The organism is Acinetobacter sp. UBA2581 (assembly GCF_002339435.1).
Classification (GTDB): domain Bacteria; phylum Pseudomonadota; class Gammaproteobacteria; order Pseudomonadales; family Moraxellaceae; genus Acinetobacter; species Acinetobacter variabilis.
Window position 1 is genome coordinate 1 of record NZ_DDLD01000099.1, and the last position, 14,686, is coordinate 14,686.

The window sequence follows — 14,686 nt, forward strand, 5'->3', positions numbered from 1 at the left end:
CGAACTCAGAAGTGAAACCTCTTAGCGCTGATGGTAGTGTGGGATCTCCCATGTGAGAGTAAGCCATCGCCAGCTCATTATTCCGAAAGCCCTCTGCTCACGCAGGGGGCTTTTTTTATATAACATATAAACCTTTTTTATCTTTAACGACTAATTTTTACGGCTGTATAATCTCTGATCAGTTGTGAAATGTTATACTACTCGTGTAAATATTTTTTTATTCTCTGAGTCATATGCAGCAGATTCTCATAAACACATTTGTGTTGATATGGCTTAGTTTGATTTCTCCACAGCTATACGCTGTAACAGAATTAAATTTTGATCATCATCAGTATGTCAAACTTGATGTCGAATGGGATTTCTACCCCAATCAGCTGATTGATCCCACTTCTGGGTAGCGACCATCTCAGTTAACTTCCTCTAATCGGACTCTTGCTGCTGAAAAAGTTCATTTACCTAATTCTTTCCTGATCTTAACAGGTCATAAAGACCATATTGGAACTTTTCAAAAAGCCTTCAGGCTGCCTGAATCGGTCATCAATCATGCGGTTTATATTTATGTGCCTTATCAGTATGGGGCTTATCGCATGTATGTCGATGATCATCTCCTGATAGAAGTAGGGCAGGTAGGCATACATGGTCGGCATCAGACCATGATGGCGCCAAAGTTGGCTTCTTTCTTTCCCTCACAGCGGGAAGTGACGATTACCATTCAGGCTTCAAGTTATCACCATATCCGTGGCGGGCTGGAAAACAGCATGTTTATTGGCTTTAACCAGCCTATTCTGGATAAGTTTTATGATCAGGTAATTCCTTTAAGTGTGATCAGTGGCGTTCTGCTGATGATTGGCTGCTTTATGGTGTTCTTTGCAGTATTTCGCAGCCTTAAAACGCAAGCAGGTAATTTGCTGCTGTTTCTAGGGTTATTTATTCTGTGCTTGAGCCTGCGTAGCTTCTTTGCAGTCCCATTCATTTATACTTTATTCACGAATATTTCCTGGGTATGGGGCACACGATTTGAGTATTTACTGACTGAATTGGCGACTCTGTTCTTCTTGATTTATATCTATTTATTGCCGTATCGACTGTTAAATCCTTAATTTATTAAAAATCACAGCTTTGTTAATTAGTATCAATGTGGCTGTGACCCTGTTTACGCTGCCTTATATCTTCCAGAGCTTCTTTTTCCAAAGCTTTAGTATTGCAGTACTGGTTTTTATTAATCTGCTTTATGGCGCTTACCGCATGCACAAATCGCATATGCGTTATTCCAAGATCAATTCTATTGCGGTGGTGCTGGTCTGCCTGACCTTCCTGCATGACTATTTACTTGCGCTTAAGATAATTGATTCAGTTGAAATTGCGTTTTATACCTCCTGTGCCTATTTTATTTTAATTACCTTTCAGCTCAGCCGTGATTATGTGGTGCAAAGTATTAATACCGAGTTGTTAAACAAGCAGCTTTTGCGACTGAATAAAGAACTTGATCAGAAGGTTCAGGACCGTACGCGTGATATCACCTTGCTCAATGAGAAACTCGCGCAGCAGGTGAGGCTGGATTCGCTGACAGGTGCCTATAATCGCTTTGCCTTAAATGAACAGCTTCAGCAGCAATATGAGCATGCGATAGCAAACCAATCTTCGCTGGCTGTTTATATGATCGATGTGGATTATTTTAAAAATTATAATGACTATTATGGCCATCTCAAAGGTGACTATATTTTAAAAACACTGGTTCAAACTATTCAGCAAATATTGCCTGAAAATGGCTTTTTGGCCCGCTATGGTGGAGAGGAATTTGCAGTTTTACTGGCAGATATTTCCTGGCAGGAAGCTAAAGCTTTTGCCGAGCAACTTTGTGAGGTTATTCGTCAGCTCAATTTAGAACACGCCAATCGTGGGGATGACAAAACCTGGATCAGTATCAGTGTCGGAGCAGCGATTATGGATGCAGAGCATATTTATAAAAATGTTGATCGTTTACTAAAAACAGCCGATCAGCAGTTGTATCAGGCGAAAATTCTTCGCGATTCGGCCTGTATTAAATAATAAAAAACTCAATTAATGCATCAGCTATCTTATTGAGATTATGTTATATCCGCTTACGATTCCTTTACTTTTTTATTATTTTAGCCGCTGTCTGGAATGCTAAATTGGTACTTATCTGAATGAAATTAGCACGAAGAATAACAATGAAACAGACTCAAATAGCAGCAATTTTATTATTAGGCTTGGGTTCCTATAGCCTGACTGCCTGTGCCCAAGACAAGACTTCAGCATCCCCAGCTGGACAATCCGCTGCCAAAACCACACAGCAAGCTTATAAAGTCGAAGAATTTGCGCAGTTGAATGAGCCATGGGCACTGATTGAGCTGCCAGATCAGCGTTTACTGATTACCGAAAGATCAGGAAAATTAAAATTATTTAATCCAGCCAATCGCAGCACTCAAACTGTTCAGGGTATTCCTCAAGTGGCCTATGGCGGACAAGGTGGCTTAGGCGATATCGCACTCCATCCTGACTTTGCCAAGAATCAGTGGGTATATCTCAGTTATGCCGAACAGGGGCAGGGTGGTTATGGTGCAGTCGTGGTTCGTGGCAAGCTAGATCTCACCAAGAGCACGCCACAGCTCACTCAGATTAAGAAAATCTGGACTCAGGTACCGAAATTTTCTTCAGGACAAGGCCATTATGGGCACCGGATTATCTTTGGCTCAGATAATAAACTCTGGATCAGTTCAGGTGAACGTCAGCAATTTAATCCAGCCCAGGACATGAAATCTAATGCCGGCAAGATTATTCGTCTGAATGATGATGGTTCAATCCCCTCCGATAATCCATTTATGAATCAGGGCGAAATTGCCAAGCAGGTCTGGAGTCTGGGACACCGTAATCCTCTCGGTTTGGCATTTGATCCACAAGGGCAGCTTTGGGTGCTTGAAATGGGTCCAAAAGGTGGTGATGAGCTGAATAAAGTGATAAAAGGCAAAAATTATGGCTATCCGATCGTCTCCAATGGGGATCATTATGATGGCAAGCCGATTCCAGATCACAGTACCCGACCAGAGTTCGAAGCACCAGCACTAGATTGGACTCCAGTAATTTCTCCTTCAGACTTATTGTTCTATACAGGTAATATCTTTCCTCAGTGGAAAAATAAAGCCTTAGCTACAGGTCTGTCTTCTCAGGCAATGATTGTAATTGATACCACTCAAAATCCTGCAAAAGAAATACAGCGACTGGATATGAAAGAGCGGATTCGTGGTGCGATTCAGGCCAAAGATGGCTCACTCTGGGTGATTGAAGATGGTCCAAAAGCCAAGTTGCTTAAGATGACCGCACCTCAGTAAAAAGCTAAATAGTTAATAACACAATGAAAGAAAAAGGCCCCAACTCCTGTGAGGGCCTTTTCAAATTTAGCTCAGATACCTTTCCTCCGGTATCGATCAGCATCCTGCCGATGTTTTATTCTTGTTTTTGCAAGACTTCCTGTCTTGGTATGCACTCAATATAACCCGAGTCAGAAAGACCGAGTAGAGGCATTGACAGCATCTGCTGTAGGCTAGAGGCGACAAGGTCACTTGAAAATATTTATCCGATTAATTCCAGAGTTCTCAGGATAATTTTACGATATGGTAGAGATAGGAGGCCTTATTGAAGCTCATCTCTCTATTCAATGAAAAATATCTAAAAGAATTCAATAAAATAATAAAAAGGAAAAGCGCATGCCTACCGTTCAAATTGAAGTCTGGCAACAGTATTCCCAGGCTGATGAAGAGCAGTTATTCGACAGCGTATTTCAATGTGTGAAAAATGCCTTTCAACTGCCTGAATATGACCATAATATCCGGCTGGTGGTACATAAAGCCCAACGTTTTCAGTAGATGACTCATCTGGCCCAGCCTGAATACTTTACCTTGATCGGTATTGACTGCTTCGCTGAACGGAGTCTGGAGACCAAGCGCAAACTGTATCAGTAGATTGTAGCAAGCTTGGGAAAATTGGGCATTCCGTCTGATCATATTCTGATTCATCTGCGAGAAAGTCCATTGGAAAATTGGGGAATCCGCGGTGGGTAAGCAGCCTGTGACGTCAATATAGGCTTTAATGTAGAGATCTGATTTTATTAAAAAAAATACCAGATTTTAAATACAAAAAAGCCCCAACATCCTGTTGAGACTTTTCTGGATTTGCTTCTCAGATCTGACTCCTGTCTGACCTGTCAACGTCCTGTTACTCTGCGTTTTTTATTGTTGTTGTATCGCTTTGCAGACTTCCTGTCTGTCTATGAATCAAACTATAGCCTTGAACTGAAAGTGAGAATAGCCGACAAATTCTGCGCTGCCTGTAGGCTAAAGCGCACATCGCTGTCGTCCTCAGGCACTGACATACTGGATCAGCTTATCCACGACATCTCTAAGTGTTTTATTGTCGAATTCATTTCCTTCAAAGCTGTAGTCTTTATTGCGACTAAAAATGTCCCGCAGCTCTACAATCGCATTGGTATCCACCATGCCAAGCTGAGTGCCGACCTGACGGATCTGATCAATGGAACGTGAGCCGTTGGTGACGCCATAACCGATATAAGCTGCCGGTTTGCCTTGCCATTCCTTGGCTAGATAATCCAGCGCATTCTTTAATGCTGGGCTATAGCCATGGTTATATTCAGGGCTGATAAAAATAAATGCATCCGCAAGAGCAATAAAGTCGGCCCATTCCTGCTGTTTCGGCTGATCATAAATACCGGTCAATGGAGGATGAGAACCAGCAAAAAGCGGAAGATCCCATTCTTTTAAGTCGACAAGTTCTGTTTCAAGCGTACTAAAACTATATTTTTTAATTTCCTGTAGTACCCAATGTGCGACCTTAATTGCTGTACGTCCTTCACGCACACTGCCAACCACAATATAAATTTTCATATCTTTCCCTTTCTTATCGCATTCTCATCAAATTAAATTAATCAGATTTCTGAACAGAGACTAGAGAGGATTTGTATCCAGATAATAAAAAAGCTCCCGAAGGAGCTCTTTTAAATCATGTGATTAGCTGATATTACATCAGCTTCACGCCTTGCTGGCCAGCCGGAGTAACTTTGAAGATTTCAACTTCAAAGGTGATGTTTTTACCTGCAAGCGGATGGTTAAAGTCCACCTCGGTAATGTCATCATTTACGGATCTTACTACGCCATACAAAGTCGATTTGGCCTTGTCTTCAAACTCGATCATGTGACCTTCGATCGGACGTTCGCCAAATTTCACCGTATCAAATTTTTGGACATTTTCAGGATTCCACGGACCAAAAGCATCTTCGGGCGGAAGGCTGACAGTACGACGGTCACCAGCACGCAAGCCCATTAAAGCTTTTTCAAAACCTGGTAATAGGTTGCCATCACCAATGGTCAGGCTTACCGGTTCTTCACGGCTACGGGTATTGTCAATTTCTACGCCACTTTCGATCGCGACAGAAAAATGAAGCTCGACTTTAGAGCCGTCTTCAACACGAGTTTCCTCGTTAGGATTAATAAAATCAGTCATGTTGCGCCTGTGCACGTTGAATTCGGTGTTTTTCCAGGAAAAACGTATCAATCAGCAGCAGAATCGTACCTAAAGTAATGGCACTATCCGCAATATTAAAAGCAGGGAAGTGGCTGTTCTGATAATAGACATGAATAAAGTCGACCACATAACCTAAAGAAATGCGGTCAATCAGGTTACCAATAGCACCACCCAGAATCAGGGCAACTGCTAGTGGCAAGACTTTCATGCTCTTTGGCATACGCATCAGCCAGAACACGAAAACCACAGACACTAAACCTGCAAGGGAGGTAAAGAAATAACGTTGCCAGCCACCAGCATCGGACAAGAAACTAAAGGCAGCGCCATAGTTATGTAATAGTGTCCAATTTAAAAAGGGCAGGACGGGCACCGGATCTGCATATTCCAGATGTGTTACCGCAATCCATTTGGTCCATTGATCTAGAATGATCGCCAGAATAGCCAGTCCGATCCACCACAAATTGTGAGGATAGAACTGGAACAGACCCTTTTTCTGCTGTGGATTAGGCATATTTTCTCTCTTCACCTTGGCCGCTCGGGAGGTTAATGATACAACGACCGCATAGTCCTGGATGTGAGGCATGTGTATTCACATCAGGAAGCACATGCCAGCAGCGTACACATTTCTCGCCATCTGCCGCAGATACTTTTACGCGTAGGCCTTCAAGTTCAGCGTCATTGCCTTGAGCAGCATCAAACGGATTCACGATTACCTGAGAAGTGATCAGAACGAAACGCAGCTCATCACCCAGACGGTCTAGAACAGCTTTCAGTTCATCATTGGCCCACAGCTCAACTTTGGCAGACAGGTTTGAACCCACCAGTTTCTCGTTACGGGCATTTTCAATGTGCTTGTTGACCGCAGATTTCACTGCAATCAGGGTTTGCCAGTCTGCTTCAGACAACAGGTTTGCCTGTGCTGAAACTGGAATATCGTACCATTCAGCAGTGAACACATATTTCTCGCTTTGACCTGGAATTAGTGGCCATGCTTCTTGAGCGGTGAAGCTCAGGATTGGTGCCATCCAGCGTACAAAGGCTTGTACCAGATGATATAGCGCAGTCTGCGCAGAATGACGTGCCTGCGAGTCTGCTTTAGTGGTGTACTGACGGTCTTTGATGATGTCTAAGTAGAAACCACCGAGGTCGTTAATACAGAAGTTGGTCAAGGCATTGGTCACGATATGGAAGTTCATATCTTCATATGCTTTCTTGATGGTTTCCTGTACATCATTCGCGCGTTGCAGGATGTATTGATCCAGTGCAATCAGTTGATCTACAGGTAGAGCATCAGTTGCCGGGTTGAAGCCATTCAGGTTTGCCAACAAGAAACGCAGGGTATTACGGATACGACGATAACCATCTGACGCACGGTTAAAGATTTCTTTACCTGCGGTCATTTCATAACGGTAATCTGCTGAAGCAATCCAGAAACGCAGGCCGTCTGCACCCATGTTCTTGATAATGTCTTGCGGAGTAATAATATTACCCAGCGATTTCGACATCTTGCGGCCTTTCTCATCGACCACGAAACCGTGAGTCAGTAGACCTTTGTATGGCGCACGTTGATTGATTGCCATAGAGGTCAATAATGAAGACTGGAACCAGCCACGGTGCTGGTCAGAACCTTCAAGATATAAATCAGCCGGATCGGTCAATTCTTCACGGTCACGCAGCACTGCATAGTGGGTTGTACCAGAGTCAAACCATACATCTAAGGTATCGCGAACCGCGTTGTACTGCTCAGCATCATCACCGATGAAGTCTTTGGCTTCACGGTTATACCAGGCATCAATACCTTCCTGTTCGATCAGTTTCGCGACTTCTTCGATCAGTTCAGGTGTACGAGGATGCAGTTCATTGGTGTCTTTATGCACGAAGAATGGAATTGGTACACCCCAGGTACGTTGACGTGAGATACACCAGTCCGGACGGCCTTCGATCATCGCCTGGATACGGTTTTTACCCCAATCCGGTACAAAGCTGATGTCATTTTCAATGGCATTCAACGCACCCTGACGCAGACCTTTTTCATCCATGCTGATGAACCATTGTGGGGTCGCACGGAAGATAATCGGAGTTTTATGACGCCAGCAGTGCGGGTAGCTATGCTTGATAGGCTTATGTGCCCATAGCTTGTTAGCTTCGCCAAGTGCCGCAATAATTTGGGGATTGGCCTTGTAGATGTGCTCGCCTGCAAATAGTGGTGAAGTCGGTAAATACACACCATTACCGCCCACTGGATTATCTACTTTCAGGTTATACAGCAGACCAACTTTATAGTCGTCCACACCATGGCCAGGCGCAGTATGTACAGCACCGGTACCGCTGGTTGCGATGACGTGTTCACCCAGAATCACTGGCACTTGACGCTCAGCAATTAGAGGATGTTGCAGTACCAGATTCTCAAGTTTCGAACCGGTAAAATCAGCAATCACTTCAACCGCATTAAAGCCATAACGCTCAGTTGCAGATTCAACCAGATCTTTAGCCAGAATAAAGTTTTGTGCAGCTTTATCTTCAGCACGTGCTTTAACCAGTTGGTATTCAATTTCAGCATGCAGTGCAACCGCTTGGTTCGCAGGAAGTGTCCAAGGCGTTGTGGTCCAGATCACGATATCAGTTGAGTCTTTAACTTCAACACCTAAACGTGCAGACAGATCCGCCAGATCAACCACGGTGAAACCCACGTCGATTGCATCTGATTTTTTATCTTCATATTCAACTTCAGCTTCAGCCAGTGCTGAACCACAGTCCAAGCACCAGTTCACCGGTTTAAGACCTGGCTGGATATGGCCATTTTTCGCGATTTCACCGAGTGAACGCACGATGTTGGCTTCCTGCTTGAAGTTCATGGTGAGGTAAGGATTGCTCCAGTCGCCAAACACACCCATACGGATGAAGTCTTTTTTCTGTAGCTCAACCTGGCTCAATGCATATTCGCGGCAAGCTTTACGGAAAGTAGGTGCATCCACTTTAACACCGACCTTACCGACTTTGTCTTCAACTTTGAGTTCAATTGGAAGACCGTGACAATCCCAGCCTGGCACATAAGGCGCATCAAAGCCGTCCATGATGCGGCTTTTAATGATGATATCTTTTAGTACCTTGTTGACTGCATGACCTAGGTGAATCTGGCCATTGGCATATGGAGGGCCGTCATGAAGCACGTATTTTTTCTTGCCAATTCGCGATGCACGAATCTGCTGATAAATGTCATCGGCATACCACTCTTCTAACCATTTCGCTTCACGTACTGCCAGATTTGCTTTCATTGCAAAGTCAGTACCTGGGAGGTTCAGCGTGGCTTTATAATCCACTGCATTTTCAGGAGTTTGCTTATCGCTCATGCAAGTTGTCTTCCAATTTAATCAGTCATTAGACTGACACGTTTTACAATAAAAATACGGGACATTAAAAGGGAAATGTGGGGTGTTTTCGACGAAACTCAAGCAGTTTCTCAACATCATCATCAATTCCGGCCTTTAACGCTTCAAGCGAAGGATAATCTTTTTCGCCATGCAGATAATTCAAGAAGGTTACCCGCATTAACAGGCCATACAGATTAGCAGAAACATCAGGAAAATGTACTTCTAATCGCCATTCCGGATGAGTCTGTTTGATCGCAGGGCGGGTACCCACATGACCGGCACCAAACAGGCTGCCCTGATCATAGCCGGCAATACCCGGCTGTTCAGGATTTTCCTGCTGAACCTTGGCGCTGAGTGATCCGGTTTCACAGACGACTTCAACCCCATAAATGCCCTGCAGGCAGGGTTTATGCCGGTTTAACCGGATATTAATGGTCGGGAAATCAATGGTACGGCCAATCTGGTCGCCGTATTGCACCCGGCCGGTAATACTATAAGGACGTCCCAGTAATTTGGCTGCCAGAGCCAGGTCGCCCGCTTGCAGGGTCTGACGGATGCGGGTAGAACTGACCCGTTCACCATCTAACGCAATAGTATGCAGGTTGGTGACCTTAAATCCGTAATCTCGCAGGAATTCACTATTGCCCTGACGGTTTTTACCAAAGTGAAAATCATCCCCCAAGACCAGATGTGCTGCACTCAGTTTATCTTTCAGAATGTCGGCAAAGGCTTCGGCACTCAGGCTTCGGAAATGATGATCAAACTTGGCGACCGCAATATAGTCCACACCCAGTTCACTTAGATATTCTACCTTTTCACGCAAAGAAGAAATACGTGGCGGTGCTTCATAACCTTTAAAAAATTCAAGCGGTTGTGGCTCGAAGATCATCACAACAGTTTTTAGTTGTTCAGCTTCTGCAACAGCTTTTAACTGTTTGATCATGGCCTGATGACCCAGATGCACGCCGTCAAAATTACCAATCGTAACGGCGGTTTTTGGCAATTCAAAATGTGACGCTAAAGCATTGAGACGGAGCAGCTGCATAGGCGAAATCAGGGAATTGAAAAATAGGAAAGGCTATATATTGCCATAATCTCAACGATTCGTCTTGTTGTTGTGTTTTTATGCAAAAAAAATTATTGAAAAATCACGAAACACATCAAGAAGAAAGTGTGCCATCCAAGAATCTTCTGTGGTTATTTAAGTGAAAGATCTGCAAAATAGAAATCTAAAAACCCGCTTTTCATTGCCCGGATTTTGCTTTCTAATGTCACGGTTTTCTCAGTCTCGGGTAGTTTGCATGTCAGATTCAGCGCTCATTATGGCATTGGCCAGTGAATCCAAAGGTTTGTTCGAAGCAGACGGTGTAGAAGTCCACTATAGTGGCATCGGCAAGGTGAATGCTGCTTTTAAGGCTTTTGAAGTGATTCAGAAAACTGGCTGCAAGACCCTGATTAATCTCGGCACCGCAGGCAGTTCCCATTTCAAAGCGCATGAACTGGTCGAAGTTAAGCGTTTTGTACAACGTGATATGGATGTTTCACCACTAGGATTTAAAGTTGGTATTACCCCGATGGATGATCATTTGCCAGGCGCAATTGATCTGGAACCGTTTTTTGCCCATTTACCGAAAGGAATTTGTGGAACAGGGGACAGCTTTGAAACAGGCTTGCCGAAAGTGGCTTGTCAGCTGGTGGATATGGAAGGCTATGCGCTGGCCAAGGTATGCAGAAAATTGGATGTGCGCCTAATTTCAGTTAAATATATTACTGACGGTGCAGATGATAGTGCTCATTTGGACTGGGAAGAGAATCTGCTGCTAGGTGCGCAGAAATTATTGAATTTATATCAAACGTTAAAATAATAATAAAGGGTGAGAGAAGGGGTCGGCGACCATAAAATTTATGGTCGTATGCCAAATGATTTTTGCGTTGACCTATTTTTCTTGTGTACGCGGAAGTACGCCGTACAGCATCATATGTACAGTATGCTGGATAACCCGTTGTTGCATGCTGCGGTTACGCAAGGTCTTACCTGTTACCATTTCCATCTGAGTCGCGAAATCTGCATAGTTTTGGGTCACGGCCCAGATATTCAGAATCAGCAGTTCAGGATCGATATCTTTAGAAATCTTGCCTTGTTCCTGCCAGTTTGAAATCACTTTGGCTTTACGCTTGACCAGTTTTTTCAATGGACCTTTTAAGATTTCTAAAATGTGCGGCGCACCCTGAATCACTTCCAGAGCGAACAGGCGTGAAGCTTTAGGCTGGGTACGCGATACTTCAATTTTTTGCATCAAATAATTGGTAATCGCTTCTTCAGGCTCAAGATCAGCTTCTAGCATTTGTAAAGGTGCCAGCCATTTTTGTAGAACGGTCGTTAAAACCTCTACATAGAGCGCCTCTTTATTTTCATAATAATAGAAAATATTCGACTTATGCATTTCTGCAATTTGTGCGATCTCATCTAAACTCGCCCCATTAAAACCGTATAGGGAAAAAACATCGAGTGCAGCATTCAGCAGCTGGTTGCGTTTTTGAGTACTCTTTTTTTGTTCCATCAGCAAATATTAAAAACAATTAAAAAAGGGAATTTTTAATTGTACGTCAAATCATCAGATTTGTGCATCAAGTCAGGCGCTAATTTTATGAATAATGATGATTTATTCTTTAGATTAAAGATACAATTAGTATCGGTTTAAGGCACAGGAATTAAAAACCAAGCTTTTGAAAAGGTTGATGATTTTTTAATTACTAATTATTACCTTGAAGCATCATAAAGTTAAAATAAAATTAATGAATGAAGTTGAAATTTTGCCAATTGCTGAATAAATAATCAGTGAGAAGGATATTCTCTTGATTCGAAATAAGGAATCCAGAATAAACAGCTATTCTGGTTTCCCTCACATTTCAGGTTGTCAGAACAGCATTCAGAACCTGCTGTTCAAGTTCGGCGAATTTCACATTCTTTTGTCGTGGACGTGGCAGATCAACTTTGAACTCTTTGGCAATATGGCCTTTATCCAGCAGGATAATCCGGTCAGCCAGTTGTACGGCTTCACTCACGTCATGGGTAACCAGAATCGCGGTAAAGCCCTGTTCAGTCCATAATTTTTCAATCAGGTTCTGCATATCCAGACGGGTCAAGGCATCCAGTGCACCGAGTGGTTCATCTAGCAATAAAATACGCGGCTTATGCGATAAGGCGCGTGCCAGGGCAGTACGCTGACGCTGACCACCAGACAGTTGTGAAGGCCAGAGCCCGGCTTTCTCTTTTAAGCCGACTTTCTCCAGCATTTGTGAAGCATTGTCATGCCGGTCTTTTGGTAGGCCGAGTTGCACATTCTGTTCGATGCTCCGCCATGGCAATAAACGCGGATCCTGAAACATCACACGGATATCATCAGCGGTAATGCCTTCACGGATATGACGCGCAGACTTGAATTTAATTTCGCCATAGCTCTGTTTTTCAAGATCGGCAATCAGACGGAGCAGGGTACTTTTACCACAGCCACTACGTCCAACAATCGCCAGAAATTCACCCGGCTGAATATGCAGGTCCAGATCTTCCAGTACCTTCACTGAGCCATAGAACTTGTGCAGCTGTTCAATAATAATTTCGGCACCCGCAACGCCATTGGGAGTGATATCGGTTGCAGCAGGCTCCTGCACTGCAGTCGAATCATTGGCAAGACGCCCTAAGCTGAGATCAGTCATCACATGCTCCTCAATATTTTTTCAATTATTTTTGATAGCCAGCATGCCAGCGCAGCAGGAATCGTTCCAAGGCTACAGCCAGGACATCTGCCAGTTTACCGAGCAGGGCATACAGTAAAATACCTACCAGTACGATATCGGTTTGCAGGAATTCACGCGCGTTCATGGTCATATAACCGATACCGGACTGGGCAGAAATCGTTTCCGCCACAATTAGCAGTACCCAGACCAGACCGAGTGAAAAGCGTAGACCGACCAGAATTGAAGGCATTGCCCCTGGCAGGATGATTTCTTTATAAAGCTGCCAGCGAGTCAGACCATAGCTTTTGCCCATCTCGATCAGCTGTGGATCGACTGAACGAATCCCATGATAGGTATTGATATAAATCGGGAAAAACACACCAATGGCCACCAGAAACAGCTTGGCTGATTCATCAATCCCGAACCAGAGAATCACCAGTGGAATTAAGGCCAAAGCCGGAATATTACGGATCATCTGTAAGGTGGTATCCAGCAGGGTAGAAGCCGTTTTGGATGAACCATTCAGTAGACCCAAAATCAGCCCTAGGCCACCGCCTACTAACAAACCACTTAAGGCACGACCTGCACTGACTTTGACATGTGTCCACAGCTCACCACTAAGCAGCAAATTCCAGAATGCGATGACTACGGCACTCGGTGCAGGCAAAATGCGGCTTTCCAGCAAACCGGTACTTGACGCGATTTGCCAGAGTAGAATTAATCCGACAGGAACTAACCAAGGCAGTAAACGCTGCCCAAGCTGTGTTCCACGTGAAACCTTCTTTTCTGCGAGGGTTTCAACTGAAACGACTTTCGACATTAAGCTGGCTCCTGAACACTCTCAGCCTTCTTGTTCTCATCTGGAGTGTAGTTATTTGCCACAATCTCACCGAATGGACCAGTCAGGTTTGGCTGAGCCAGTTTTTGTTGAGTTTCTAATGGAAGCAATGGGAATACCAGTTCCGCAAAACGTATCGATTCTTCCAGATGTGGGTAGCCTGAGAAAATGAAGGTATCGATACCTAGATCAGCATATTCCTGAATACGTGCTGCAACAGTTTCTGGATCACCTACAAGCGCTGTACCTGCACCACCACGTACCAGACCTACACCTGCCCACAGGTTCGGAGACACTTCGAGTTTGCTACGGACGCCATTGTGCAGCTCAGCCATACGACGTTGGCCGACAGAGTCCATTTGCTTGAATTTCGCTTGTGCAGCAGCAATGGTGGCATCATCCACATACTGGATGAGCTCGTCTGCTGCTCTCCATGCTTCTTCATTCGTTTCACGCACGATCACATGCAGACGGATACCGTAGCTCAGCTTGCGACCTTTCGCTTCAGCTTTGGCACGGACATTTTCAATTTTTTCTTTGACTGCTGCAGGCGGTTCACCCCAAGTCAGGTAAGTGTCGACCTGATCAGTGGCCAGTTCAACGGCTGCATCTGAAGAACCACCGAACCAGAGTGGTGGATATGGTTTTTGAACTGGTGGATAAAGCAGTTTGGCCTCGTCCACACTTAAGCGTTCACCATGGAAAGTGAAGCTTTCGCCTGTATGTGAACGGGTCAGGATTTCACGCCAGATAGTGGTGTATTCAGCCGCAGTCTTGTAGCGTGTTGCATGATCTTCATAAACGCCGTCACCTTTTAGTTCTTGCTCATCACCACCCGTCACCAAGTTCAGCAATACACGACCACCAGACAGACGGTCAAAAGTTGCAGCCATACGTGCAGTCAGGGCAGGCGTAGTAACACCTGGACGCAGCGCGACGAGGAATTTCAGTTTTTTAGTGGCATCAATCAGGCTGGCTGCAGTTAACCATGGATCTTCACATGAACGGCCAGTCGGAATCAGGACACCTTCATAACCAAGATTATCCACGGCAACGGCAATCTGCTTCAAGTAGGCATGATCTACAACACGTGCGCCCTTGCTGGTGCCTAAGTAACGACTGTCGCCATGAGTGGGGATAAACCAGAAAATTTTCATGTAATATTCCTTAAATTAAATGATTT

At 44.4% G+C, this 14,686-nt stretch carries 15 protein-coding genes; 6 read left to right on the forward strand and 9 right to left on the reverse strand.

What is annotated here, in order from left to right:
- Positions 1 to 560 precede the first annotated feature (560 nt).
- The 5 genes from B3Q46_RS12780 (at position 561) to B3Q46_RS12800 (ending at position 3,980) form a co-directional block, all read left to right on the forward strand.
- Positions 561 to 1,100, forward strand: a complete 540-nt coding sequence (locus B3Q46_RS12780; RefSeq protein WP_171064782.1) for a hypothetical protein — start codon at positions 561 to 563, stop codon at positions 1,098 to 1,100.
- Positions 1,101 to 1,119: 19 nt separating this feature from the next.
- A complete protein-coding gene (locus B3Q46_RS12785; protein ID WP_004781345.1) occupies positions 1,120 to 2,049 on the forward strand; it encodes a GGDEF domain-containing protein in 930 nt (309 codons plus the stop codon).
- A gap of 143 nt (positions 2,050 to 2,192) precedes the next feature.
- Entirely contained in the window at positions 2,193 to 3,350 is a 1,158-nt protein-coding gene (locus B3Q46_RS12790; RefSeq protein ID WP_005232869.1) for a PQQ-dependent sugar dehydrogenase, read from the forward strand.
- Between the two features lie 375 nt (positions 3,351 to 3,725).
- Positions 3,726 to 3,884: a hypothetical protein gene (locus B3Q46_RS12795; RefSeq protein WP_004781349.1), complete on the forward strand. Its 159-nt coding sequence runs from the start codon at positions 3,726 to 3,728 to the stop codon at positions 3,882 to 3,884.
- Complete coding sequence (locus B3Q46_RS12800) at positions 3,885 to 3,980, forward strand: tautomerase family protein (protein ID WP_224213980.1); 96 nt, start codon at positions 3,885 to 3,887, stop codon at positions 3,978 to 3,980. It abuts the gene before it with no gap.
- A 396-nt stretch (positions 3,981 to 4,376) separates the two neighbouring features.
- Here B3Q46_RS12800 and B3Q46_RS12805 read toward each other — a convergent pair whose 3' ends face one another.
- The 5 genes from B3Q46_RS12805 to ribF all read right to left on the reverse strand — a co-directional run bounded on the left by B3Q46_RS12805 (position 4,377) and on the right by ribF (position 9,972).
- Entirely contained in the window at positions 4,377 to 4,919 is a 543-nt protein-coding gene (locus tag B3Q46_RS12805; RefSeq protein ID WP_004781350.1) for an NADPH-dependent FMN reductase, read from the reverse strand.
- Positions 4,920 to 5,052: 133 nt separating this feature from the next.
- A complete protein-coding gene (locus B3Q46_RS12810) occupies positions 5,053 to 5,535 on the reverse strand; it encodes an FKBP-type peptidyl-prolyl cis-trans isomerase (protein WP_004781352.1) in 483 nt (160 codons plus the stop codon).
- Entirely contained in the window at positions 5,528 to 6,067 is a 540-nt protein-coding gene (lspA, locus tag B3Q46_RS12815; protein ID WP_004781354.1) for a signal peptidase II, read from the reverse strand. The genes B3Q46_RS12810 and lspA overlap by 8 nt, the downstream gene beginning before the upstream one ends.
- On the reverse strand, positions 6,060 to 8,906 hold the full coding sequence (gene ileS, locus B3Q46_RS12820) for an isoleucine--tRNA ligase (RefSeq protein ID WP_004781357.1): 2,847 nt from the start codon (positions 8,904 to 8,906) through the stop codon (positions 6,060 to 6,062). Before ileS ends, lspA begins: the two co-directional genes overlap by 8 nt.
- Before the next feature lie 64 nt (positions 8,907 to 8,970).
- Complete coding sequence (gene ribF / locus B3Q46_RS12825; protein ID WP_004781359.1) at positions 8,971 to 9,972, reverse strand: bifunctional riboflavin kinase/FAD synthetase; 1,002 nt, start codon at positions 9,970 to 9,972, stop codon at positions 8,971 to 8,973.
- Between the two features lie 256 nt (positions 9,973 to 10,228).
- Between ribF and B3Q46_RS12830 the strand changes: the two genes are divergently transcribed.
- Entirely contained in the window at positions 10,229 to 10,792 is a 564-nt protein-coding gene (locus tag B3Q46_RS12830) for a 5'-nucleosidase (RefSeq protein ID WP_034589787.1), read from the forward strand.
- A 72-nt stretch (positions 10,793 to 10,864) separates the two neighbouring features.
- Here B3Q46_RS12830 and B3Q46_RS12835 read toward each other — a convergent pair whose 3' ends face one another.
- The 4 genes from B3Q46_RS12835 to ssuD form a co-directional block, all read right to left on the reverse strand.
- Positions 10,865 to 11,488: a TetR/AcrR family transcriptional regulator gene (locus B3Q46_RS12835; protein ID WP_004781362.1), complete on the reverse strand. Its 624-nt coding sequence runs from the start codon at positions 11,486 to 11,488 to the stop codon at positions 10,865 to 10,867.
- A 349-nt stretch (positions 11,489 to 11,837) separates the two neighbouring features.
- Positions 11,838 to 12,644 (reverse strand): ABC transporter ATP-binding protein, encoded by an 807-nt coding sequence (locus B3Q46_RS12840; RefSeq protein ID WP_004781364.1) that lies wholly within the window; start codon positions 12,642 to 12,644, stop codon positions 11,838 to 11,840.
- A gap of 25 nt (positions 12,645 to 12,669) precedes the next feature.
- The gene (ssuC, locus tag B3Q46_RS12845; protein WP_004781365.1) at positions 12,670 to 13,485 is read right to left on the reverse strand and encodes an aliphatic sulfonate ABC transporter permease SsuC; all 816 of its coding nucleotides are present in this window, start codon (positions 13,483 to 13,485) and stop codon (positions 12,670 to 12,672) included.
- The gene (ssuD, locus tag B3Q46_RS12850) at positions 13,485 to 14,660 is read right to left on the reverse strand and encodes an FMNH2-dependent alkanesulfonate monooxygenase (protein ID WP_004781366.1); all 1,176 of its coding nucleotides are present in this window, start codon (positions 14,658 to 14,660) and stop codon (positions 13,485 to 13,487) included. The genes ssuC and ssuD overlap by 1 nt, the downstream gene beginning before the upstream one ends.
- Positions 14,661 to 14,686 lie beyond the last annotated feature (26 nt).